The organism is Paenibacillus sp. FSL R5-0407, from assembly GCF_038009185.1.
Taxonomy (GTDB): Bacteria; Bacillota; Bacilli; order Paenibacillales; family Paenibacillaceae; genus Fontibacillus; species Fontibacillus vini.
Window position 1 is genome coordinate 1,195,098 of record NZ_JBBPAX010000002.1, and the last position, 23,617, is coordinate 1,218,714.

Annotated in this window: 18 protein-coding genes; 5 read left to right on the forward strand and 13 right to left on the reverse strand. The window is 53.8% G+C overall.

The genetic code is table 11. The features are described from left to right. Positions 1-29: 29 nt before the first annotated feature. From NYE70_RS24485 to NYE70_RS24505, 5 genes are all read right to left on the reverse strand, one after another. The gene (locus tag NYE70_RS24485) at positions 30-896 is read right to left on the reverse strand and encodes a GNAT family N-acetyltransferase (protein ID WP_341048696.1); all 867 of its coding nucleotides are present in this window, start codon (positions 894-896) and stop codon (positions 30-32) included. A 66-nt stretch (positions 897-962) separates the two neighbouring features. Further along, positions 963-2,042 (reverse strand): DUF58 domain-containing protein, encoded by a 1,080-nt coding sequence (locus NYE70_RS24490; protein WP_213654462.1) that lies wholly within the window; start codon positions 2,040-2,042, stop codon positions 963-965. A gap of 3 nt (positions 2,043-2,045) precedes the next feature. Then, positions 2,046-3,023: an AAA family ATPase gene (locus tag NYE70_RS24495; protein WP_341048698.1), complete on the reverse strand. Its 978-nt coding sequence runs from the start codon at positions 3,021-3,023 to the stop codon at positions 2,046-2,048. Between the two features lie 117 nt (positions 3,024-3,140). Then, complete coding sequence (locus NYE70_RS24500; RefSeq protein ID WP_341048699.1) at positions 3,141-4,244, reverse strand: hypothetical protein; 1,104 nt, start codon at positions 4,242-4,244, stop codon at positions 3,141-3,143. 86 nt (positions 4,245-4,330) lie between these two features. Continuing rightward, positions 4,331-4,639 carry a thioredoxin domain-containing protein gene (locus tag NYE70_RS24505; RefSeq protein ID WP_211022304.1) on the reverse strand — a complete coding sequence of 103 codons (309 nt, stop codon included), beginning with the start codon at positions 4,637-4,639 and terminating at the stop codon, positions 4,331-4,333. Positions 4,640-4,789: 150 nt separating this feature from the next. Here NYE70_RS24505 and NYE70_RS24510 point away from each other — a divergent pair, with 150 nt between their 5' ends. Next, positions 4,790-5,740, forward strand: coding sequence for a helix-turn-helix transcriptional regulator (locus tag NYE70_RS24510; protein WP_341048700.1), 951 nt, complete (start codon positions 4,790-4,792; stop codon positions 5,738-5,740). 49 nt (positions 5,741-5,789) lie between these two features. Here NYE70_RS24510 and NYE70_RS24515 read toward each other — a convergent pair whose 3' ends face one another. After that, positions 5,790-6,650: an AraC family transcriptional regulator gene (locus NYE70_RS24515; RefSeq protein WP_341048701.1), complete on the reverse strand. Its 861-nt coding sequence runs from the start codon at positions 6,648-6,650 to the stop codon at positions 5,790-5,792. Positions 6,651-6,781: 131 nt separating this feature from the next. Here NYE70_RS24515 and NYE70_RS24520 point away from each other — a divergent pair, with 131 nt between their 5' ends. The 4 genes from NYE70_RS24520 to NYE70_RS24535 all read left to right on the forward strand — a co-directional run bounded on the left by NYE70_RS24520 (position 6,782) and on the right by NYE70_RS24535 (position 10,585). Continuing rightward, on the forward strand, positions 6,782-7,843 hold the full coding sequence (locus tag NYE70_RS24520; RefSeq protein WP_341048702.1) for a Gfo/Idh/MocA family protein: 1,062 nt from the start codon (positions 6,782-6,784) through the stop codon (positions 7,841-7,843). Positions 7,844-7,864: 21 nt separating this feature from the next. After that, complete coding sequence (locus NYE70_RS24525; protein WP_211022308.1) at positions 7,865-8,743, forward strand: sugar phosphate isomerase/epimerase family protein; 879 nt, start codon at positions 7,865-7,867, stop codon at positions 8,741-8,743. A 19-nt stretch (positions 8,744-8,762) separates the two neighbouring features. Further along, the gene (locus NYE70_RS24530; RefSeq protein ID WP_341048705.1) at positions 8,763-9,623 is read left to right on the forward strand and encodes a sugar phosphate isomerase/epimerase family protein; all 861 of its coding nucleotides are present in this window, start codon (positions 8,763-8,765) and stop codon (positions 9,621-9,623) included. 92 nt (positions 9,624-9,715) lie between these two features. Then, entirely contained in the window at positions 9,716-10,585 is an 870-nt protein-coding gene (locus NYE70_RS24535) for a CgeB family protein (RefSeq protein WP_247681782.1), read from the forward strand. Between the two features lie 72 nt (positions 10,586-10,657). Here the strand turns inward: NYE70_RS24535 and NYE70_RS24540 are convergent, their stop codons facing one another. The 7 genes from NYE70_RS24540 to NYE70_RS24570 all read right to left on the reverse strand — a co-directional run bounded on the left by NYE70_RS24540 (position 10,658) and on the right by NYE70_RS24570 (position 23,516). Beyond that, the gene (locus tag NYE70_RS24540) at positions 10,658-13,402 is read right to left on the reverse strand and encodes an alpha-mannosidase (RefSeq protein WP_341048707.1); all 2,745 of its coding nucleotides are present in this window, start codon (positions 13,400-13,402) and stop codon (positions 10,658-10,660) included. A gap of 355 nt (positions 13,403-13,757) precedes the next feature. Further along, the gene (locus tag NYE70_RS24545) at positions 13,758-14,750 is read right to left on the reverse strand and encodes a glycoside hydrolase family 130 protein (RefSeq protein ID WP_211022311.1); all 993 of its coding nucleotides are present in this window, start codon (positions 14,748-14,750) and stop codon (positions 13,758-13,760) included. A 111-nt stretch (positions 14,751-14,861) separates the two neighbouring features. Next, the gene (locus tag NYE70_RS24550; RefSeq protein WP_341048709.1) at positions 14,862-16,181 is read right to left on the reverse strand and encodes a glycoside hydrolase family 125 protein; all 1,320 of its coding nucleotides are present in this window, start codon (positions 16,179-16,181) and stop codon (positions 14,862-14,864) included. Continuing rightward, positions 16,168-19,308, reverse strand: coding sequence for an alpha-mannosidase (locus NYE70_RS24555; RefSeq protein WP_341048710.1), 3,141 nt, complete (start codon positions 19,306-19,308; stop codon positions 16,168-16,170). The genes NYE70_RS24550 and NYE70_RS24555 overlap by 14 nt, the downstream gene beginning before the upstream one ends. Positions 19,309-19,312: 4 nt before the next feature. Beyond that, positions 19,313-21,610 carry a glycoside hydrolase family 3 N-terminal domain-containing protein gene (locus tag NYE70_RS24560; RefSeq protein WP_341048711.1) on the reverse strand — a complete coding sequence of 766 codons (2,298 nt, stop codon included), beginning with the start codon at positions 21,608-21,610 and terminating at the stop codon, positions 19,313-19,315. A 27-nt stretch (positions 21,611-21,637) separates the two neighbouring features. Then, positions 21,638-22,555, reverse strand: a complete 918-nt coding sequence (locus NYE70_RS24565) for a carbohydrate ABC transporter permease (protein ID WP_211022315.1) — start codon at positions 22,553-22,555, stop codon at positions 21,638-21,640. Between the two features lie 22 nt (positions 22,556-22,577). Next, positions 22,578-23,516 carry an ABC transporter permease gene (locus tag NYE70_RS24570; RefSeq protein ID WP_211022316.1) on the reverse strand — a complete coding sequence of 313 codons (939 nt, stop codon included), beginning with the start codon at positions 23,514-23,516 and terminating at the stop codon, positions 22,578-22,580. Positions 23,517-23,617: the final 101 nt, after the last annotated feature.

The window sequence follows — 23,617 nt, forward strand, 5'->3', positions numbered from 1 at the left end:
GACCTCCCTGAAGAGGATTAGATTTACAATTACAGCGTCAAATACATTTCGTATTGCGAAATGGCGTCCCGTTGGAACCCGAGCCGACGTATGAACCCCTCTATCAGGGCATTATTGGGCATGGAGATGGAGAGCTTGGAGAGTTCGAGTTCCGAAACAGCTCTCTGGAGCAGCCGTGTCGCCGTTCCCCGAGACCTGAAGTCAAGGTCGACGAACAGGATGCTGATCCTTCCCGTACGGGTAATTCCAAGGGTACCGACCAATTCCCCCTCATGGAATGCGCCGAAAAACACATGGTCGCCAGCCCGTCTGATGTAATCCAGATCATTTTGCCAGTTCAAGTGAAAATACCTGTTCTTATTGACGCTAGATGCAAAGTCACCCCAATCGAGTGGGGCCACTGAAATAGGGTCATCCAGCTTGTTGGGCAACGATTTCAGATTGCTCAAATCGCTCTTGCTAAAATAGGAGAGCTCATACACCCTGGAGTAACCCAGCTTATGATAAAAGGCGATAGCCCGGTCATTGCCGACGATGACCTCCAGCAGAAGCTGCCGACAGCCTTGCCGGATCGCCTCTTTGCGATGCAGCTCCATTAGTCGGGCGCTAACGCCCTGCCCCCGCTCCCCGGGCTTCAAAGCCAACGCGCCGCAGCGCATCGTGCGGATGCCCTCGTACTCTCTAGTTCCGCCAAGGACAATTCCGACCGGCTCGTCTCCGCGCAGCGCAACAAAGGAATGCTCTATTGCATTGCCCTCCGGACCGAAGAACCGGTCAGCGAACTGTTCCAACGTAAAATTGTATTTGATGAGGTAGTCCGAGAATCCGGTTTGGAAAGCCGTAAACAGCACATCCATTTTGCATTCCGTTCCGCGATAATATTGAATCGTTGTCATCGCCGCATCCCTCCATAGCCCTGTTATAGTTTCACGCACGCAATCACTTTCTCGCCGGGTTCAAGCTTAAGCTGTCTCCGGTATATCCATCCATTCGATTCCGTTCCCGTTCCGCTCCAGCAATTCAGCCTGGATCAGAAGAGTTTCTCCCTGGTGGCAGGAAATGATTAGAAAATCGGTGTCCCTAGTGTCCGCCTCCAATTCTTCCTCCAACAGACGCGTCATGGAAACGGAGCGGTCCAGCTCGACTCTGGCCAGCGTATCAAGCAGCCATTCAAGCTGCCCCCCGTCGGCCGAGGGCTCGAGCCGGATCGGATCTTTGGAGCCACCCTTCAGCCGCCCATTGCAGAGAAACCCGGTCTCGATGCCGTTTTGCAGCGCATAACCCGCTACTGAAGCGGCATACCGGATCCCCAGCTCGATCCGCTCCGGATTGAGTATATTCCTCCACATCGTCTCGCTCGACTCCACATTCAGACAGATGACCAGCCGGTGGTCAGCGGTATAATCCCGCTGATGAACCTGCATGACTCCCGTTTTTGCAGTAGCCTTCCAATTGATGCTCTTCAGCGTATCCCCGGACCGATATTCGCGGATGCCCGAGGTAAGGAACGGATCCTCTACAATCCAACGCCGCACGGCCAGATTGCCGAGCCAGCTGTGATTCGGCAACGGCAGTTCCTCTAACGCAAGGATGCGGGGGTAAACCAGCAGCTCGAGGTTCAGCTCAAATTTCAAGACTTTAGCCACAATGCCTAGCGGATCGCCTGTAGTCAGCGTGGCCGATTCCAAGCGATACAGGCCTCGCCGCACGCAGGACACCTGATGCCGCCGGGTAATTTGACGGAAAGGGCGAAGATAGAACATGCTGATATGATTTTGATAAATGTCGCCCGCATACACATCCAGATTGTTCTGCCGGCCAAACTTAATTCCGGCGGCCATGCTGGATTCCAGTCGCAGCCAAGGCAGCGGAAGCGGCTTGGCGTTCGAAATAACCTCCACCATTTCCAGGGGGTCTTCCTCAAACACGGCCCTCTGCGTGAAATACCGGGTGTAGCTCACTCCCTTTAGCGCAAACCGTTCATAAATCCAGCCCACTGCAAAGACGATCAAAACCGCGCTGACAAGAAACCATGGAAGCATCTCTCAGTTCACCTGCTTCCCCTTTGCGGCCAGTACTTCCTCCGCCGGTACCTCCACTTCGGAGAGAACCTGGCGGATCACTCCGCTCTCCGGCGATTCCCCGACCTTAATGCCGTGACGCAGCATCAGGCGGTGGGCCAATACGGGGATCGCTACCTCCTTAATATCGTCCGGCGTCACATAATCCCTGCCCCGCACCAGAGCGTAGCCTTGCGATGCGCAAAGCAGAGCTCCGCTGGCCCGCGGGCTTGCTCCCAACCGAACCTCCGGATGCTTGCGGGTGGCTTCGGTAATCCGGATGATATAGCCCAGCAAGTCGTGCGGCACATGAACTTCACTCGCACAGCGCTGGGCGGCGGCGATTTCCTCGCCAGTAGCTACCGCCGCAAGTCCTTCTAGAGGGCTCCGCTCACGGAACCGCTGGAGGATATCCACCCCTTCTTCAAAGCTGGGGTAGCCCATGGAAATTCTCATTAAAAACCGGTCAAGCTGAGCTTCCGGTAACGGGAAGGTCCCCTGGTTATCGATGGGATTCTGAGTAGCCATAACAAAAAACGGGGCTTCAAGCTTATGGGTGAGCCCGTCGATCGTAACCTGCCGCTCCTCCATGCATTCGAGTAGGCTGGACTGTGTCCGAGGTGTTGCCCGGTTAATTTCGTCGGCCAGAAGAACATGGGTAAACAGCGGACCCGGCCGGAATTCAAAATCGCCCGCTTTCTGATTATAAAAATTAATCCCGCTCAAATCGGAAGGCAGCAAGTCCGGCGTAAACTGGATCCGCTTGAAGGTTCCGTCCAGCGAACGGGCGAGCGCCTTCGCCAATAACGTCTTTCCGGTCCCGGGAACGTCCTCCAGCAGGACATGTCCATTTCCGAACAGCGAGGCCAGCAACAATTCGATGACCTCAGTCTTTCCTACGACGACCTCCCCGATATTGCGGGAAATTCGCCCGGCTATATCCATTGCATTCTGCATATTCATTCTATGAAGACACCGCCTTTGATAAAGGTATGTATTTCCATCTGTATCTAATTTATCATATCAAAAAGCCCGCCAGGTTTATAGCGGGCTTTTCCGTGATAGATATATCTTATGGATCTATTCTATTGCAGGAATCTTCTGATCTTGCCCGATTTCAGCAAGCAGGGTATCTTCGATCCCGGACAAGACTCCCTCGTCAGCCGCCTCCTGATAGATCTCCTCCAGTCGCTGGACGATCTGCTTGACTTCGGCCAGGAGCGAAATAGAGTGTTTCATGGAAGCTGAGTAACGATCCTTGATGCCGCGTATAGGATCGGCGTATTTCTCGTCCGTCCCCGGAGTAATTGCCAGCTCGTAGACGTCGAGTATACTATCCCCATCTCGGACGGGGAAATGCTCATGCGGGGCCGTGCTATCGAATATACCGAGGCTGAGTTCCGGAAAAATCAGCATATCCAGGCTGTTCGGATCAAACCCGCAATGATAAATTTCCGTGTCGATTCCTTTGTCGGCAGCCAATTCGCCGAGCTTGCGGAACAACGTAGATTTGCCCGAGCCCGGCCGCCCTTTTACAAAAATACGGGTGGTCAGACGGTCGGTCAGATTAGGCACGAAGTCTACCGCGCCGCGCCAGGTTGCCGCGCCAAGGAAGCGGTGCGTCACCCGCGCCTGCTTCTCCTCGCCTTCCGGCCCCAGCAGATAGGAATCGGACCACTCCAGCGCCAGGCGATTCATCGTCTCCCGGTCCAAATTGTCGATATAAAATTTCTCCCATTCATCATGAATCCGAAGAGTTTTCAGGAAGGAGGCATAAGCCTCCTCGTAAAGCTCGGCAATTTCGCGCTCGAAGTTCTGGATTTGTTCCGTAGAAGCAGTCAGCTTTTGCGGCTGAATCGCCTTTTCCAAGTCTACGAACTTCACCTCACTTCCTGCCTGAACCGATTCGCCCGACCATGCGCCACTATCAATCAAGGCGACGGACAGATCTTCAATCACGATCCCCTCCAGACAATCTCCGTCCAGCGGCTGATGAATCAGCTGCAGTCCCCAGCCGCGCCGCGCAAACTCCGAAGCCAGACGTCCCAGTACTTTCGCCGTTCCTCCCGGATATCCCTTAATCACATAAATTGTCCGTACCTCTTGAAATATCGAATCCGTTAGACTGTGCAGCCCAGCCGCCGTATTGCCCCGTGCAAAATAGTGAAGCTCCCGTTCTGACATGCCTCGTAAGACTCCCTTCCCTGAACCCGGTAATGAAATACCTTACACTTTATGCGAATTTCCCGCACTGTGTGTTTGCCTATCTTTCAGGAATTCAGCCAACGGTGCACATCCACCACGGAACCAATCGCATATTCCTTAAGAACAGGAATCCCGTTTTCCGTCACGATCAGGCACGGTACGCTGGATATTTGCCATTCATCACGTAAAACCGGGGCAAAATTGATATTGATCTTCTTCCCAGGAATCTTGGTGCCCGATTCTTCCGCAATCTCCATCATCCTTTCCGCCAACAGGCAGGTCCCGCATAGGGGGGTATAGAACAGCAGCGCCATTTTATCTTCAGCCTTCTCCAGCCGGAGAAGGAGATCACGTTCCATAATTTCTTGCAGCATGAGCCTCACTCCTTCCTCTCTACACGTAACTATATCATAAGAAAAAAGGCTGAAAGTACTCCTCCCGCCCGCTGGACTCGGCTCCCATCGCAAGTCATAATAATGACAATGAATGTCACAATAAAAATAAAGCTGCAGGAGACTTGTAACATGCCAAAATCTAAGCGCCTGATGGAGTTAATGATGACCGTGAACCGAAAACGTAAATTCACGGTTAAAGAGCTGGCCGGCGAATTCGGCGTATCCTCCCGGACTATTCTCAGAGATTTGCAGGAACTGAGCGAACTGGGCGTGCCTCTCTATTCCGAAGTTGGTCCGCACGGCGGATACCAGGTGCTGAACGAGCGGGTGCTCCCTCCGATCGCTTTTACCGAGGAAGAGGCGGTCGCCATCTTTTTCGCCAGCCATGCCCTCCGTCATTATTCCTTCCTCCCTTTTGAATCGGAGAGCTCCTCGGCCCTCAGCAAATTTTATAATTATATGTCCGGCGATATCCGCGACCGCATCGACGAGATGAAGAACCGGGTGGACTTCGTAAGCCCGCAAAGACAATCTGCGTTCCCGCATTTAGGCATCCTGCTGGATGGAGCCGTGCGGCAGCGCGTGATCCGTATCGAATACGAATCCAGAGAAGAAAATCTCTGCCGGGATATTCAGCCGGTGGGCATTTATGCCAGCGGCGGTCTTTGGTATTGCCCGGCTTACTGCTTCCGGCGCAAGGATTTCCGGCTATTCCGGTGCGACCGTATCCTTTCCGCGGCGCTCCTTCCGGAGGCAGAGCCGCTGGACCACCGCGATGTCAATCTGAGCAATTGGAAAACCAGGATCCGCTCCAAACGGCACGGTGCCGATTGTTATGTGGAACTGAGCAAAATGGGGGTTGAATTGTGTGAGCCCGAGTTGTCCCGCCGAGTGCCTATGCATGTTCGGGAGGACGGTTCCGGTTATCTGGAAGGATCCCTTCCGCTCGAAGATATCCCTTTTCTGGCGAGGTTTTTTATCGGACTGGGCCGGGAGGCCACGGTAAAGCAGCCGCCCGAGCTGTTGGATGAAATCAAGAGGGGACTGGCCGAATTGACGGAGAAATATAACCGGGAGTGAACCACAGAAACAGGGCCAAGAATAGTTCTGGATAAGTTCAGGCCCCTCCTCAAGTGCCAACCCGGCTGCGGTAGTCTCTGGGAGATACGCCGGTGATTCTTTTGAACACGCGGGAGAAGTAAAACATATCTTTGTAGCCAAGCATCTCGCTGATTTCCTTGACGCTCATTTCCGTGTTGAGCAATATATTTTTTGCTTCTGCTGCTTTGAGCCGGTGAATAAATTCATTCAGGGGATATCCCGAATACTCATGTATCACTCTCCTGAGTGTCGATACGGAAATATGATGTCTGGCGGCAATATCAACTGCATCCAACGGCAGATATAGCGATCGGCCGATATCTTCAATCACCTGTAGCACGAATCCGCCCCGATTGCCCGCCTCCGCTTTATCTTCCCAGGACACCAGCTCATACAACAGCGATTCCAGCTGCAGGGCGGCCCGGTCCAAATTGCCGGGGACGCCGCTGTCGATCAGCATGAACATCAACTCCATTTTGTGCAGCAGCGTATCGTCGACCGAGACTCTTTTCACCTGATCCGGAGACAGCAGCCAGTCCCTCAACCATTCTCCGACCCGTTCGCCTTCCACCGTGAAATAATATTCGTCCCAGTATCCGCCTGCGTCAGGCCCATAATTGAATTCCGTACCGGGAAAAAGGCAGAACCAACTTCCGGCCTCCACGCGCTGCCTCTCGCCCCGGTTTACTTGGTAATAGCCCGCGCCGCCCGTAATCACTACAAACGCCCATTGCTGAAAAACGGCACTCGCACGCTGCAGCGTTCTGCCCGGCAAATGGCCTGCTCCCACGACGGAGATCGACTTGATCTTCAGCCGGGTCGCCTCGACGGCCGGATTGAACACCCGTATAGGATGGGGGCTGATCATATAGTCCATAAACTTTGTCATCCTGCACATTCTCCCCTTATATCAACTATGTTAGATTATTGGTGAATGATTAAATAAAACATATTCGTGCGTTGAAGCCGGTATTATTGTAGCAAATCCGCACGGGTAATGAAAGGGTGTAAACGATTACAATGGGCGAATTGAAAGTAGGCCTGATCGGTAACGGCTCCATCTCGGAATGTCATCTTCAAGCGTATGCGTTAAACCCTAAAGTTGAGTTAGTCGCAATTTGTGATCTTCAGGAGGATCGGGCCCGGGAAAGTGCCCGTAAGTACAATATCCCTCACATCTATACCGATTACCGGGAGCTGCTCGCCAACCCGGATGTTCAAGCCGTCAGCATTTGCACATGGAATAACAGCCATGCCGAAATCAGTGTCGCGGCGCTTCGAGCGGGCAAGAACGTGCTCTGTGAAAAACCGCTATGCAAAACCGTGGACGAAGCGCTAGAGGTGGAACGCGCCGTGCGCGAAACCGGTAAGCTGCTCCAGGTGGGCTATGTCCGTCGTCACGCCTCCAACATTGCGGTATTAAAGAAATTCATCGATGCCGGTGAACTCGGTGACATTTACTTTGCCAAAGCCAGCCTGATCCGGCGCCTCGGCAATCCGGGCGGCTGGTTCGCGGACAAGGAGCGCTCGGGCGGCGGTCCGTTGATCGATATCGGCGTTCACGTCATCGACCTGTGCTGGTACCTTATGGGCAAACCGAAAGTGAAATCCGTAAGCGGGAATACGTACAACAAACTCGGTAACCGCTCGCATATCGAAAATTACGATTTCTATAAAGCGGCTGATTACGATGCCTCCCTCAATACGGTCGAGGATATGGCCAATGCGCTGATCCGGTTTGAGAACGGCGCCTCGCTGATGGTTGACGTCAGCTTTTCGCTCCATGCGAAAGACAACTCGGCGATGGTCAATATTTACGGCGACAAGGGCGGCGCGGAAATTGAGCCGGTGCTCTCGATTGTAACGGAGCGCCATAACACGATCATCAATATCGATCCGCAGATCAGCACGCCGGGCTTTGATTTCCAAGGAAGCTTCAATACGGAAATTAACCATTTCGTCGACAGCTGTCTGGGTCTGCATGAGACCAGCTGTCCGGTGGAGGACGGCGTGGAAATGATCAAAATATTAAATGCCATCTACCAATCGGCCGCGGAAGGGCGGGAAATTGAAATCAATTAATTTAAAGGAGGCGGACCAAGGGTGAAACTGAACAATAAAATCGGAGTTATCGTTGACAGTTTCGGTCTGGGCGTTAGAGAGGGATTACTCAAAGCCAAAGAGGTCGGAGCCGACGGCGTGCAAATTTATGCCGTATCTGGCGAAATGGACCCGGAAGTACTGACCGGAAGCAAACGCAAGGAATTGCGCAGCTATATTGAAGGCTTGGGCCTGGAAATTTCCGCGCTCTGCGGCGATTTGGCCGGACATGGATTCCAGGACGCGGAAGCGAATCCGGCAAAAATTGAGAAATCAAAACGGATCCTCGATCTGGCCGTCGAGCTTGGCACGAATATCGTTACGACGCATATCGGCATCGTGCCGGATAATGCGGATGGCCGTATTTATGAGGCGATGCAGCAGGCTTGTGAGGAGCTCGGTGTGTACGCCAAGAGCATGAACGCCTACTTTGCCATTGAGACCGGACCCGAGCCGGCGGCACATTTGAAGGAGTTCCTGGATACGCTCAGCACGAACGGCGTTTCCGTCAATTTCGATCCGGCCAATATGGTCATGGTGACGGGTGATGATCCGGTACAAGGCGTCAAAACGCTGCGGGACTACATCGTCCACACGCATGTCAAAGACGGCAAGCGTCTGCGTCCGGTCGATCCGAAGGACGTATACGGTTTTCTTGGCTACAGCGCGATGGATCACCAGAAAATCGCCGAAATGGCCGCCTCTGGCGCAGCCTTTGAAGAGGTTCCGCTCGGTGAGGGCAAAGTCGACTTCCCGGCTTATTTTGCGGCGCTCCAGGAAATCGGTTATACCGGCTACCTGACGATCGAGCGTGAAGTAGGCACCAACCCTGCGGAGGATATTGCCAAAGCGGTGTCCTTCATCCAATCTTATCGAGGCTAAATTAGGGAGATGACCAATCATGAAGTTAGGAATTAGTTCTTACAGCTTGTTCCAGGCTATGCATCAAGGCCGCATGAATATCAGTGAGGTGATCGATTGGACCGCAGATATCGGGGCCAGCCATATTGAAATCGTGCCGAAGCTCGGATTCGACTTTGACAACGACCCGGGGCTTGAGGAACAAATTATAAATAAAACCAAAGCAGCCGGCATCGAAATTTCGAATTACGCGATCGGAGCCAACTTTATCACGGATACGGATGAAGCCTATGAGGCGGAAATTGCCAGAGTGATCAGCGAGGTGGATCGGGTCCACCGTTTGGGCGCGAAACTGATGCGGCATGACGTCGCATCCCGCCAAGATATCTCCATCCAGCGGTTTAACGAGGACCTGGACAAAATCGCGGCAGCCTGCCGCCGGATTGCCGATCACGCAGCGCAATACGGAATTACGACCAGTGTGGAGAATCACGGCTACTATGTCCAAGCCAGCGATCGCGTACAGGCGCTTCTTCATGCCGTAGATCGGCCGAATTTCAAAACAACACTGGATGTCGGCAACTTCGTGTGCGTGGACGAGAATCCGGTTACTGCCGTAAAAAGCAATTTGAAATATGCCTCGATCGTGCATATCAAAGACTTCTACATCCGTCCGTCCTACCGCAATCCCGGGGAGGGCTGGTTCAAGAGCACCGGAGGCAACTTCTTGCGCGGAGCGATCGCCGGACATGGCGATATCGATCTATGGGAAATTATTCGGGCTATCAAGAGTTCCGGCTATGACGGATTTTTCTCGATCGAATATGAAGGCATGGAAGACTGTCTGAACGGTACGAAAATCGCCTTTGATAATGTGAAACGAATTTGGGACGAAGTATAGCCTGACTCCGCTCCTTGCTCAAACCTCCTCTCCCTCTATTACATAATTTGCTATATACGCAAATTTTGAAACTAAGGGGGAGATGAGGAACTTTGAAAGCTGCTAAACAAACGCCCCTTTTGATGTGTTACGGAAAGACGCCCTATACGCCCGGAAGTTATTTGGAACGGGCTTTAAGGAATATAGGCACTCCCGTAGACACGGTTGAAAAGGAAGTGGATTTTGCAAAAATAGATCTTGGCAAATACAAAGCTATACTCTTTGTGGAGAGTCCTGCCCGACCACCCGTTGTCGTAGCGAATCGCAATCTCGTCAAAATTCCCGTCATCCATTGGATTCACCATGGGGAAAACCGCCTGGACACTAATCTGGAATTGGTCGCTGCATACCGCCCTGATCTCCTGTTGATGTCCCATTCTCTACATCTGGCGCCCCTGTTCTCGACATCCGTTAAATTTTTTCCGTTCGGGGCAGATCCTCATATTTTCCGCTCCGATATTCCTTTACCTGATCGGACCGTCGATATTGCGTTTGCGGGCTCGCACACCTCCATCTATGCTGAACGTGATGCCAATCTCCGGTCTATGGAAACGTCCCTCAGTCAAAGAAACTGTTCGTTTCGCAAGCGTCCTTATTTGGAAAAGCTAAGCGAATTGTATGGAAACTCCAAAATCGTGTTCAACCAGACAGCCGATCATATCAAGACTTTTAACATGCGGATCTTCGAGGGTATGGGTTGCGGCGCTCTGGTCCTCACGGACGATACTCCCGAGCAGTCCCGCTTGTTCCAGGACGGGAAGCATTATATTATTTTCAACTCGACAGAAGATTTACTGGAAAAGGCGCAATATTATCTGGAGCATTTGGATGAAGCCGCCAAAATCGCGGCAGCCGGGCACAAGCACGTATTGAAAGCCCATACGTACGAACATCGGGCGCGTCAATTGCTGGAACTGTTCTAACTAAAAAGGTACAGTCCCCTCATAAACTGAGGAGCTGTACCTTTTTTTGTGCCATTTCTGTTAATAACCAATTTATCTGTGAATCCCGATCGTTACGATTTCGCAAGGTCCTACCAGCAGTGAAAGCCCTCCGGCCGTGTTGCCGGACAAAGGCTGCGCAGGCTCCTCCAATATAGTCGTCTTATATAAATACTCCGACTTCATATCAGGACTGAAGGTCAGTTCAGCATCGCTATTGCTCATATTGTACCAGCGAAGCAACAGATCTCCCGTCTCCTCGTTCATTTTGAGCGACGAGAAGGCAAGCTCCTCCCCCTCCCAACGCAACGGCGTGTAGAGCGGAGCGATTGGTCCGGTATGCACGCCTGTCTGGCAAACCGTCCATGGAATCTGGAACTGGTAGGCCTCGGTATATGCATTGAACGCTCCGCTGCCTTCATGGCCATAAGGAATCAGTTCCAGGCGGAAGGTATGCTCACCGAGACATTGCGCCTCCGGCGTCGGGAACAAGCCCCAGTCACCCAACTCGCCGACGGAACGGAGCAGGGTTACGGCGATCGTATTGCGGCCGTCCCGCAGCACTTCGTATTCATTCAAGCCCAGGTTGGCTACAGCAAGACCGGTCTGGCCGTCGCTAATCTCCACAAAGGCTTGCTGATGCTGGGTATTGCTTGGGTTTACCCATTCTGGTGCCGGTTCGTTGTCTCTCACGGCGATTTCGAACATGGAATCGACCTTATGCTTGGCCGCCATGAGATCGGTCGGGAACAGAACGCGAATCCGATGGTCCTTCGCCCGGTTATCAAGGCTGTTTTCGATATGCAGCCCTTTGCCGCCTTTCTCCAATGAGAGAACGGTAGTGATCTCCAATGGAACGAGGCGCTTGCTGCGCTGTGCCTTGCGCTCCGGATAATAAACGAGCGCCCGTTGCTCCGCATCCAGCGTATCGTCCGCGGAAGCGGGAATTTCCCAATGGTGGCGGATCTCGATGGACGCGCGGTACGGCGTATCCTCCAGCACGCGGATTTGCGCGGCTAACCCCTTCGTGGTCAGCGCTTGCTCGCCTTCCGGTTGACGGTACATATATTCGTTGCCGATATCCCCGGTATCCTCGTAAACGCCGAGGTCCCGGTAGGTGCGGCCCGATTTTTTATCGATCAGCGCAAAGGAGCCGTCCTCCGCAATCTCAATCTTAATCGCGGTATTCTCCATAACGTGGTGGCCGGTCAGCAGTGACCCCGCGTTCTGAGGAATGGAACCGGACGCTGCCTCCTCCCGGCGGACCCATGCGTAAGTACGGAGTCCGAGTGCCGGAACGTCTTCCGCCTGGAACGTGATCCGGACCCGGCGGCACATGTAAGGCTGGCGGAACTTGTCGTCCGGCAAATCGTATCCGAACAGGAGTCCCAAGTCTTCCACGGTGCAAGCGACCTTATTTCCGGCTTCATCAACCAGGACGCGGCCGGACAAATCGGCCTCCTTCATCCGGCGGGCGGTTTCCTCCAGGGTAAAGCCTTCCCGCAAATACAAGCGGGCCGCATCCAACTCCACCGATATCACGCCGGTACGAGCCCAGCCGGTCGTATTCATCGCGACCAAAGGAAGCGGATCTTCGCCATATGCGGTGAAACCCGAAGTATCGATCGACTCGGCGATTACCTGCTTGCTGTCGTCGATGACGGACTCGGCAACGTGGCGGCTTTTGGCGAAGCGAGTGACCATTTCGCGATGCACTTCATCCACGCTGCAGCCGCAGATGCTGTCGTGCGGATGGTTCTGCATCAGCGTTTTCCAGGCATAAGTAAACAGGTGATGCGGGTATTCCTTGCCCAGCAGATGCGCAAAAGAGGCCAGCGGTTCGGCTACTTTTTCAAGCAAGGCCTGACCTTCCTGGTTCATTTGCTTCAGATACACCCGGGCCGACGCCGTATTGACGAGCGTCCCCCAGCCGTCCGTGCGCTGACTGCGCAGTTCGCCCTTCACGGAAGACAAATCCCGGTCCAGCGCCCCTTCCAGCGACTGCAAATACTGCGGCAGGCTGGAGTGGACAAACTCCGTGTCCGGGTACAACCGGGATGCCGTTTCGATCGCCTCCGGCAGATCGAGCTGGATCGGCTGATGGTCGCAACCGTTCATGAACAGCAATTCCCCGGTAGAAGCGTATTTCTCCGCATCCGCCAGCTTACGGTCCCAGAACGCCTTGGCTTCCTCGTCATCAGTCGGTACCTCGTTGCCGTTTGAGTACCAGTTAGCGAATAGAATGCCGAGCACCTTCGAGCCATCGGGGCCTTCCCAAATGAGCTCCGAGAAAGAAGACTCATACCCGCCGTCGGATACCGTATTGTTGAAGCCTGTCGGCTTTACGCCGCGCCCGAAAAAGGCGTTCTTGATCCCGGACTGCTGCATTAACTGCGGCGTTTGCCCGACAAGTCCGAACGTATCGGGGAAATATCCGATCTTGGCCGGCTCCCCGTAACGTTTGGCGTCCTGATGGCCGATCTGCATGTTGCGCACATTCGCTTCGCCGCTCGTCAGGAACGCATCCTGCAAAATATACCACGGTCCGATCAAAATACGGCCTTCCCGGATATGGGCTTCCAGCCGTTCCTTATTCTCGGGACGGACTTGGAGATAATCCTCCAAGATGATCGTCTGCCCATCCAGATAGAAGCTCTTGAACTCTCCGCCCTGGTCCAGTTTGTCCAGAAGCGCGTCTACCAGCGCCACGAGCCGGACATGGTGCTTCTCGTAAGGCAGGTACCATTCTCTGTCCCAGTGCGTGTGGGAAATGATATGCGCCGTTCTTTTCTTGTCCATGCGTTGATTCCCCGCTTTCTTCTCTATTTAAATCGTAAATTATATTTAAGAGTCAGGTCATTCCTCACTAATTTATCGTATCGGCCCGGTTTCATATAGGAGCGAAACTAAAGATATAGATAGAAAAATTAAAGATGGACTTACAATCGAGTTAGTCACACCCTATCCACCTGGACCGGAACCGGCCCGAGGAATAAAGAACCGCCACCCTCGCTTCAAGCGAAGCAGGATAGCGGCTCTCCTGTTTCGAAAAGGCCCGTCGTCGATCTACTATTTACTTCCGTAAACGCTGGCTTTTCCGTTCTAGTTTATTACTTGTTTCGTTCTACGCTAATGTTTGTGCTTATGCAAATGCTTATGCTTCCAAAGGATACTTTTCCATGTAAGCCAGCAATTCATCCACGGTCGTGAAAGCGAGTCCCGTCACCGTATCGGCGCAGCCGTAATAGATCGCAATGCGGCCGGTGTCGGCATCGGTCAATGCGGCGCAAGGGAAGGTTACGTTCGGCACGTCTCCTACGCACTCGTACAGCGTTTCCGGGCCGAGAATGTAGTTGCGGGAACGAGCAAGCACTTTCCAAGGCTCATTGATGTCCAGAAGCGCGCAGCCCATGCGGTAAACGAATCCGTTGCAGGTATTGATAACGCCGTGATAAATCAGCAGCCAGCCTTTGTCGGTTTCGATCGGAACCGGCCCGGGACCGATTTTTTTGGATTGCCATGCAGACTCGTCTCCGCCGATCGTACCCATCACATAGCGGTGTTTCCCCCAGAACGTGAGGTCCGGGCTTACGCTGTAGAAAATATCTCCGAACGGCGTGTGGCCCGTATCGCTCGGACGGCTGACCATAGCATAGTAATCTCCGATTTTGCGCGGGAACAGTACTCCGTTGCGGTTATACGGCAAAAAAGCATTTTCCAGCTGATGGAACGTTTTGAAATCGGTCGTATACGCAATGCCGATCGTCGGACCGTGATAGCCGTTGCACCAAGTGATGTAGTAGCGGTCTCCAATCTTGCATACCCGCGGATCATAGCGGTATTCCCGTTTAATAATTTCTTCGTCGCCTTCGAATTGAATCGGATCGTGATTGATGTTCCAATTCACGCCGTCGTCACTGAATCCGGCGAAAATATCCATGCTCACCGATCTCGAGTCGCAGCGGAATACGCCGGCAAACCCGCCTTCAAAAGGCACGACTGCGGAGTTGAATACGCTATTGGAATTCGGGATCGCGTGACGTTCGATGATCGGGTTTGCGGAATAACGCCAAACCGGCGCATTCAAGCCTTCCGGCTTCTCCTGCCAAGGAATATTTTTCAGGGATTCGCCAATAATTTTGCTCATGATCAGGTCTCCTTTTTATAGAAAGGTTATTTATCAAGCTCAAATCGCTTTATTGTAATTCGGGTTCTGGTCAGGTGATGGCCGGTAAAAGCCTATAGCAAACCTGCTTGCTTACAAAATGCCTTCCTGCATGGCCCGGTACACGAGCTGCGAGAACAGGCTGTTCGACCAGGCGAACCACTTGCGCGTAAAAGTGTGCGGATCGTCGGCATGGAAGCCCTCATGCATGTAGCCGGTATCCGCGTCCGTCGCCTCCAGCATCGCGATCATCTCCAGCTTCTCTTCCTTGGTCTGCGCCGTGATGCCCTGCATCGACAAGGCCATATGCCAAATGTAATCCTTCGGCGTATGAGGGCTGCCGATACCCTTGGCGGCTTTCCCCTCGAAGTAGAACGGATTCTCCTTGCTGAGCGCGAAACGCCGCGTATTTTGGTAAATTTCATCGTCCGCGGTCACATAGCCGAGATACGGGATGGACATCAGACCCGGCGTACCCGCATCGTCCATCAGGCAGTAGTTGCCGAAGCCGTCGGTTTCGTAGGCGTAAATCGGACCGAATTCAGGGTGGCGATATATACCGTACAGCTTGATCCCGTGATCGACTTCGAACTCCAATTCCTTCAATTCAGCCAGGAAATCCATATCACGGAACACCCACTCCGCAAATTCCTGCATTTGGCGCAGCGCCACCACAGCGAACATATTTCCCGGAATGTTGTAGTGGAAGTCACAAGCGTCGTCGCTGGAGCGGAAGCCCGACCAGATCATTCCCGTGTAATTAACCGGCATGCCGAGACCGCCGTTGCGCAGCGAATCTTCAGGAATTCCGTTGTTCCGGGAGAAACGGTACGGCGATTGTTCGAAATGATGCTGTTCGGTTTTGAACACGTCGTAGATCCGCCGCATCGCCGCTTTGAAGCCGGCATCGAAAATGTCGGTCCGCTCGGTTTCCTTCCAGTACTTATAGGCCAACCGGACGACGAAGCACAGCGAGTCGATTTCGAACTTGCGCTCCCATACCCATGGGGACATTTCCGTCACATCCGTCGTATTCCAGTGCCAGTCATTCGCCGTTTCGTTAAACGCATTGGCGTAAGGATCGATATGAATGTACTGGATATGGCGCTTGATGAGGCCACCGATAATCCGCTGCAAATCGGCATCTTCCTTGGCCAGCGGCACGTAGTGAATCACCTGCTCTACCGAGTCGCGCAACCAGGAAGCCGGAATATCGCCGGTAATGACAAAGGTCGTTCCGTCCTCCATCAGCTTGGTCGTCGTTTCCAGCGTATTCGGAAAACAATTCTTGAATAATTGCAGCAGCTTGGGGCGATGGGCGAGCTTCACTTCGGCATCGGCCAGCACGTCTTGAACGGCTTGCGGAAGCTCCAGCTTCGGCATCGGTATTTTCGGTAGTCTAAATTGTTCCATGGGCTATCGACTCCTTATTTATCTTCAGTGTTTTGATCTCATACGGGGCAAAGTCCAGCTTGATCGGCCCCGCCGCGGCGCTCAGCGGCTCAATCTCCCGCTCCAGCGCGTCGGACAGGAATACCCCGCCGTAAGGCTGACTCCAATTCAACTCCACGCGCTCGCGGCCGCCGGACGATTCATAGAAGCGGAGTATTACCCCGCTGCCGTCTTCGGCCGGTTTGACCGTATCGAGTATGACATGCTCGCCTGCAAAGCCGATCAGCGATTGCTTGGGCGGCAACGAGCCTGCATGGACTTCAGCGGCAATGACCGCCGGGTCCAGATTCAATTCCGCCGCAGCGCGCACCGTATGCGCCGATTGCCAATCCCCGGTATGCGGATACAGCGAATACGTAAATTCATGATCACCCAAATCGGCGGTGACGTCCGGCCATTTCGGCGCGCGCAGCAAGGACAGGCGAATCGTGCTGCCCTGCACGTCGTAGCCGTACTTGCAGTCATTCAGCAGGCTGACGCCATAGCCGCGCTCGGATACATCGACGAAGCGATGTCCGCAGACTTCGTATTGCGCCTGCTCCCAGCTTGTATTCCGGTGCGTAACCCGCTCCAAAGCGCCGAACGGAATTTCGTAGGTCGCTTTATCGGTGATTACATCGATCGGGAAGCCGACCTTGAGCAGCTTGTGAGCTTCGTTCCAGCTTACCTTGGTCTTAAAATCGATCCGCCGGTCGTGATGATACAGGATCAAATCCTGCGTAATCTCCGATTGCCCGATGCTCCAGCGGAACCGAAGCACATCCTGCACGGCTCCGGCCGCTACCACGCTGCTCTCCAGCAGTTTCGCCTGACCGGCCGGCTGTTGCTCGTAGCGGCTGTCGATATCCCAGGCATCCCACAGCGTCGGCCGGTCATGGAAGAAATGGAACCGGTTCGCGGCTTCGCCCGATTGGACAATTTCCCGGTCGGCGTCTTTATCCCAAAGGCTGACGATTTCGCCGCGCTCATTGAACTTTAATCGGTAATACTCCGTTTCCCACTCGCATGGGAATGTTTTCTCACGGGCAGACGATCCCGGCATATGTTCCTGTTTAGCTTCGCTCCGCAGCCAAATCGTCTTGTAGCCGAAGGCCGAAATTCCGGGTACATGAACCCGGACCGCGTTATCTTCGCCTTGTACCCCAGAAGCGCCATCCAGGATCAGTTGTCCGCCGTTCTCGTCATATGCACTAAGGGTGCCGTCAAGCCCGTGGTCGCGGATGGAAATCGCCGCATCCCGGGACCAGCCCAGGCTGTTAAAGACGATATAAGGCTTACCCTCACCCGCCGTCGCCACCTCTCCGGCCAAAGACTCGAGACCCTGCGACAACCCGGCGTTTCCTTTGCCGAAAATTTCTCTATATTCTTTTTCTGATGTCTCATAGGTTTCGGTGATCGCCGACCCCGGAATAATGTCATGGAACTGATTCAGTAAAATCAGCTTCCAGCCTTCATTCAAGTCATTCCGGATTGCGTCAGCACGCTCTTCCTGCATAACCGGAGCCGCCAGCGTATTCCACACCTCAGCCTCGCGATACAATATTTCCGCTTTGCGGTTGTTTCGCTTGTTGCGGCCATGCGTCGTGTAGGTGCCGCGGTGCAGCTCCAGATACAGATCACCGTGCCAGGCCGGAAGCTCCGGCTGCGCCGCATCAATTCCGGCAAAAAACTCGGCCGCGGTGCTATACTCAGTGGCAGGCTGTCCAACCATAAGCTCGGCCCGGTCATTATATTCCAGCATCTCGCGGGTTACGCCTCCGCCCCCGTCGCCGTGGCCGTACAGCAGCATCTGTTCCGGGTGCGCTGCTTTCTCCCGGTAAGATTGCCAATGATCGTGAATATCTTTAGGGAGCGTATTTTCGTTGACTCCATGATTCAAATAGGACAGCATCGGCGTTCCGTCAATCCCGACCCAGTGAAACAGATCGAACGGAAACACGTTCGTGTCGTTCCAGCCCAGCTTGGTCGTCATGAAGTAACGCACGCCGCCATGACGTAAAATCTGAGGCAGTGAAGCGCAGTACCCGAACGTATCGGGCAGCCATTCAATCTCCGACGTCATGCCGAACTCCTCTTGATAAAAAGTCTGTCCGTACAGCATTTGCCGCATCAGCGATTCCCCGCTAGGCAAATTCAAATCCGGTTCAACCCACATGCCGCCGACGAGTTCCCAGCGGCCTTCTTTGATGCGCTGCTTCACCCGTTCGTACAGTTCGGGGTCGTTCTCCTTTAAATAGGCGAACAACTGCGGCTGGCTCTGCGTATAGCGGTACTCCGGATACTCGGTCATCAGGGCGTCGACGGTCGAAAACGTCCGGCTCGCCTTGCGCACCGTTTCCCTCGCCGGCCACAGCCAAGCGATATCGATATGGGATTGGCCGACCATATGGATCAAGCCTTCGGCAGATCCTCCTATGCTCTTCACCCGTTCCCGGAGCCGCTGTTCCAGTTCCGTGATAGCCTGGCCTTCAGCAATCGACGCAAGGTCCAGCGCTACGAATTCGTCCATCGTGGCATGCAGCGCCTCGATCAGGCGAGTGCGCCGGAAATCCTGTTCCGGCAGCAGCACGGCCGAGTCGCGGATTACCGTTGCCGTGTACATTAAGCTTTGCACCGGGCGATTGACCAGGACCAGCCTGCTGTCGATCGATGTAATCGGCGGCTGAATCACCGCTTGACGGTTCAGAGGATCCACCGGTTCGGGAATCGGATCGAACAGTTCGATCTCCAGCTTCAGCGGATGATCTCCCGGCCCGGCAGGCAAGGTTACGAAAGTATGATTCCGGTCCAGGCCCTGGTACGATTTCCCGTTGATGCGCAGCAAACCTTCGCCACCGGAAGCAAATACGAGCCCGGTATGGCCGCCTTGCCACGACTCCGGCACCTCAAGCGTCATCCGGAAGAAATACGTCGTTCCTTGCCTGCTGGGGAACCGTTCAAAATGCTGTCCCTCCGGATAGTTCATTTCCTCGGTATACTGACCGGGAAGCCGATATTCGGAGGTTGTGATTTCCCACCCCCTCAGTTCGGACTGCTCCAGCCACTGCACATCGGCCAGCTCCCGGATAAACCGTTTGATCCGTTCCATAGCTTTAACCCTCCCGCACGATAAGCTTGGCGCTCAGCGTCTCATTCACATGGCTTCCGACGTGAATTACGAATTCCCCGGGTTCCACGACCGGCTTGTAATCCCGGCCGATGTATTGCAGCTCCTCCGCTCCGACGGTGAACTCCACCCGCCGGGATTCACCCGGCGCGAGCTCTACCTTGCGGAAGCCCTTCAATTCCTTGGCCGGTCTCGTCACGACGCTGGCTACGTCAGTTACGTACATTTGAACAACTTCTGCACCGGACCGGTCGCCGGTATTAGTCACTTCTACCGTTACCTTTGCCGATCCGTTCGGAAGAATAGAGTCCGCCCCGATGCTCAGGTTCTCATATTTAAATTCCGTATAACTAAGGCCATATCCGAACGGATAACGCGGCTGCGAATCGGTTTCCAGATATCTCTTGCCGCGCGAACGCTTGCCGTTATAGTAAACCGGAAGCTGACCGACATCCTTCGGAATCGAAATCGTCAGGCGGCCGGACGGATTAATGTCACCGAACAACACGTCGGCGATCGCATGTCCGCCTTCTTGGCCCGGATACCAGGCCTCCACAATGGCGTCCGCATGCTCGTCGATCCAAGGTTCAGTGATTGGCCGTCCATTGATATAAACCACGATCAGCGGTTTGCCCAATTTATGGACTTCCTGAATCAGTTCCAATTGGACTCCCGACAACTTCAGGGACAAACGGTCGATGCCTTCGCCGCAATCCATGTCGCTCTCCGCATTTCCGGTCACTTTGGAAGCCCCCGTCTTCAAGTCGATGCTTCCTTCGCCAAAGTCCCGGGCGCTGGAACCGCCGACGACCATTACGACCGTATCGGCCTGCTCCGCACAGGATAAAGCAAGTTCAAAGCCTTCTTTGGAATCGCCTTTGATACGGCATCCCGGGGCATACAGCACCCGCTCCGATTCCGCGCCCAGCTTGCTGCGGATACCGCCGAGCACGGTCGTGACTTTCGACCGCGGCTGCGGCGAAGTATAATCGCCAAGCTGGTTATAACCCACGTCAGCGTTCGGGCCAATGACGGCGATCGTTCCCGCCGACTTCGACAATGGCAGCACGCCGTCTTCATTCTTTAGCAGCACGATGCCTTCCCCGGCGATTTTCCGGGCCAGTTGGGCGTGTTCGGCGCTACCGATCACCCGCTCGGCCTTGTCCGGGTCGGCATAAGGCTGTTCGAACAGCCCCAGCTTGAACTTCAGCGTGAGTACGCGATTGGCAGCCTGGTCCACCACAGCCTCAGCCAACCGGCCGGACCGGACCGCATCAAGCAGATGCTTGCCGAACATCTCGCCGGACATCTCCATATCGATGCCTGCCTCAATCGCCTGAACGGCGGCATCCCGTCCGTCCTCGGCCACGTCATGGCCGGATGCCAGCATGTCGATGGCGCCGCAATCCGTAATAACCATGCCGTCAAAGCTCCACTCGCCGCGAAGGACGCCGTCCAACAATTCCGTGTTGGTCGTGCAGGGCACACCGTCAATCTCGTTGTAAGCCGGCATGATCGAAGCCGCTCCCGCTTCCACGGCTTTGCGGAACGGAAGCAGGTCCACCTCCAGCAGCTCGCGCCGTCCCATATGGACCGGCCCCGCGTTGCGGCCGCCTTCCGAGCTGCCATAGCCTACGAAATGCTTCAGGGTGGCGGCAACGCTGTCTACGCTGTCCAGACTGCTTCCCTGCAGTCCCTCGACCGAGGCCACCGCCATTTCGCCGATCAAGTAAGCATCCTCTCCGAAGCATTCCTCCGTCCGGCCCCAGCGGGGATCGCGGACGACGTCAAGCACGGGAGAGTAGGTCACCGCCCCGCCCTGACTGCGGGTTTCCAAGGCCACGGCCCGGCACATTTCCCGGTACAAATCCACGTTCCAGGTACTGCCGAGCGACAACGGCACGGGGAATACGGTGGCGCCGATGGCCATATGCCCATGAGAACACTCTTCCCCGATCAGAATCGGAATGCCGAGCCGGGAATGCTCAATCGCATACCGTTGGATCTCGTTGACCGCCTCGGCGCCCTGGCGGGGAGATAATCCGCTCTCCAGTGTCACTCCTGTCCAGGGATCGGCTCGAAGCACGCCATATAACGACCCGACACCTCCGTCAGCCACTTGTTTCTTAAAGCTTTCCGTCAGCTCTATTTTTCCGTCTATATGCTCATAAGTCTGCCAGCCGAACGGCTGGATCAGCTGGCCGACCTTTTCTTCCAAAGTCATCAGGCTGAGCAAATGCTCCACCCGTTCCTGTATCGGTTTAGTCTTGTCTTTATAGATCATGGTTTCCACTCTCTCCTCCAAATGATCCTATTCTTTAACTGCCCCTACCGTAAGACCTTGAATGAAATAACGTTGGAAAAACGGATATGCAAAAATGATCGGCCCCGTCGCCAGTACTACCATAGCCATCCGCGACGTATCCTGCGGCAATGAACGCAGCGCCTCAAGACTCAAAGAGCTGTTTTGCGAATTTTGCAAAATGAACTGCATGCTGGTTTCGATACGCATCAGCATCGATTGAAGCGGAACCAGATTCGGATTGTCGATGTACAACAACGCGTTAAACCAGTCGTTCCAATACCCCAGGGTGCTGAACAACCCGATGGTTGCCAAACCTGGAAGGGATAGCGGCAATACGAGTTTGAGAAAAATCCGGAATTCTCCCGCTCCGTCGATTTTCCCGGATTCGATAATCGCGTCGGGAACGCTTGTACTGTAAAACGTACGCAGAATCATGATATAGAAGGCGTTGACCGCCAGCGGCAAAATCAGAGCCCAGACCGAATCTTTAAGCGACAGCATTTGCGTCACGATAATATAGGTCGGTACCAGACCGCCGTTGAACAGCATCGTAAAGAAAGCAAAGAAGGCGAAAAAATTGCGGTATTTAAAGCTTTTACGCGAAATGGCATAGGCATAAAAGGAGATGAACAACAAACTGACAATCGTACCTACCACGGTCACGAATATCGTAACCCCGTAGGACCGAAGCAAAGTATCCCCGGTTTGGAACACGTAGCGGTAGGCTTCCAGGCTCCACCCGGCAGGGATCAGTTTGTAGCCGTCTCTCGCCAGCACGTTTTCGTCCGTAAAAGAAATAATGACGACGAACAGAAACGGAAATACGCACAGAAAAGCGAAAATACCGGCAAAGAGATTGAATATCACATTCCAAGGTGTTGAAAGCCGATGAAAATCACGTACTTTATAGGTTCTCGCAGACATGTTACTCACTCCTTCCGGTGGATTAGAACAAGGCGCTGTCCTTGTCAAATTTGCGTACGATATAATTCGAGGTCATGACCAGAACAAAGCCTACGACGGATTGATACAGACCTGCCGCCGTACTCATGCCGATCTCGCCGGTCGTTTTGAGTCCACGATATACATACGTATCGATAACGTTCGTGACCGAATACAGGGTGCCGGAATCCCGCGGAACCTGATAGAACAACCCGAAGTCCGCATAGAAAATCTTGCCGACGGCCAACAGCGTCATGATGGTGATGATCGGGGTCAACAGCGGAATCGTAATGTTGCGGATTTGCTGGAACTTGCTTGCGCCATCGATCATGGCCGCTTCGTAAAGCGACTTGTCGATCCCCATAATTGCAGCCAGATAGACTACGCTGTTATAACCAACCGCTTTCCACAAATACACGAGAATAAGAATATAAGGCCAGACTTTAGGATCGTTATACCACTGCATCGACTCCCAGCCTAAGCTCTTGAATACTTGATTGAGCAGCCCGCGCTCGGAGCTGAGGAAACTGAATGCGAAATAACCGACGATAACCCAAGACAGAAAATAGGGAAGGAACATGCCGGTCTGATATACTTTGGCCAGTCTTTTGTTGGCGATCTCACTGAGCACCACGGCCATTAGTACGGATAGAATCAAACCGATAATAATGAACGCGACATTGTAGAGTAAGGTGTTTCTCGTGATGATATAGGCATCGTTCGTACTAAATAAAAACTTAAAGTTGTCCAAGCCCACCCATTTGCTGTTGACGATGCTCGCCCAGAAGCCGTCCCGGCTGAAGCGGTATTGCTTAAAGGCTATAATCGTACCGAACATCGGCATATAGGAGAAGAAGAGGAACCACAATGCACCCGGCAGAACCATGAGCAGCAACACTTTATTTTTGATGATATCGCGAAAAAATCCGCCTACCATTTTCATGCAAATCCCTCCTGATCGCTAAAATGAAAACCTGACGAGTGTAAAAAAGATCGGGCGTTAGGATCTTCACCCGCCCGATCTTCCTAAGCCTCATGAAGCTT

Coding starts and splice junctions, on each gene's coding strand:
- NYE70_RS24485 (WP_341048696.1), bottom strand. CDS start 896: ATGACAACGATTCAATATTATCGCGGAACGGAATGCAAAATGGATGTG.
- NYE70_RS24490 (WP_213654462.1), bottom strand. CDS start 2,042: ATGCTTCCATGGTTTCTTGTCAGCGCGGTTTTGATCGTCTTTGCAGTG.
- NYE70_RS24495 (WP_341048698.1), bottom strand. CDS start 3,023: ATGAATATGCAGAATGCAATGGATATAGCCGGGCGAATTTCCCGCAAT.
- NYE70_RS24500 (WP_341048699.1), bottom strand. CDS start 4,244: ATGTCAGAACGGGAGCTTCACTATTTTGCACGGGGCAATACGGCGGCT.
- NYE70_RS24505 (WP_211022304.1), bottom strand. CDS start 4,639: ATGCTGCAAGAAATTATGGAACGTGATCTCCTTCTCCGGCTGGAGAAG.
- NYE70_RS24510 (WP_341048700.1), top strand. CDS start 4,790: ATGCCAAAATCTAAGCGCCTGATGGAGTTAATGATGACCGTGAACCGA.
- NYE70_RS24515 (WP_341048701.1), bottom strand. CDS start 6,650: ATGACAAAGTTTATGGACTATATGATCAGCCCCCATCCTATACGGGTG.
- NYE70_RS24520 (WP_341048702.1), top strand. CDS start 6,782: ATGGGCGAATTGAAAGTAGGCCTGATCGGTAACGGCTCCATCTCGGAA.
- NYE70_RS24530 (WP_341048705.1), top strand. CDS start 8,763: ATGAAGTTAGGAATTAGTTCTTACAGCTTGTTCCAGGCTATGCATCAA.
- NYE70_RS24540 (WP_341048707.1), bottom strand. CDS start 13,402: ATGGACAAGAAAAGAACGGCGCATATCATTTCCCACACGCACTGGGAC.
- NYE70_RS24545 (WP_211022311.1), bottom strand. CDS start 14,750: ATGAGCAAAATTATTGGCGAATCCCTGAAAAATATTCCTTGGCAGGAG.
- NYE70_RS24550 (WP_341048709.1), bottom strand. CDS start 16,181: ATGGAACAATTTAGACTACCGAAAATACCGATGCCGAAGCTGGAGCTT.
- NYE70_RS24555 (WP_341048710.1), bottom strand. CDS start 19,308: ATGGAACGGATCAAACGGTTTATCCGGGAGCTGGCCGATGTGCAGTGG.
- NYE70_RS24560 (WP_341048711.1), bottom strand. CDS start 21,610: ATGATCTATAAAGACAAGACTAAACCGATACAGGAACGGGTGGAGCAT.
- NYE70_RS24565 (WP_211022315.1), bottom strand. CDS start 22,555: ATGTCTGCGAGAACCTATAAAGTACGTGATTTTCATCGGCTTTCAACA.
- NYE70_RS24570 (WP_211022316.1), bottom strand. CDS start 23,516: ATGAAAATGGTAGGCGGATTTTTTCGCGATATCATCAAAAATAAAGTG.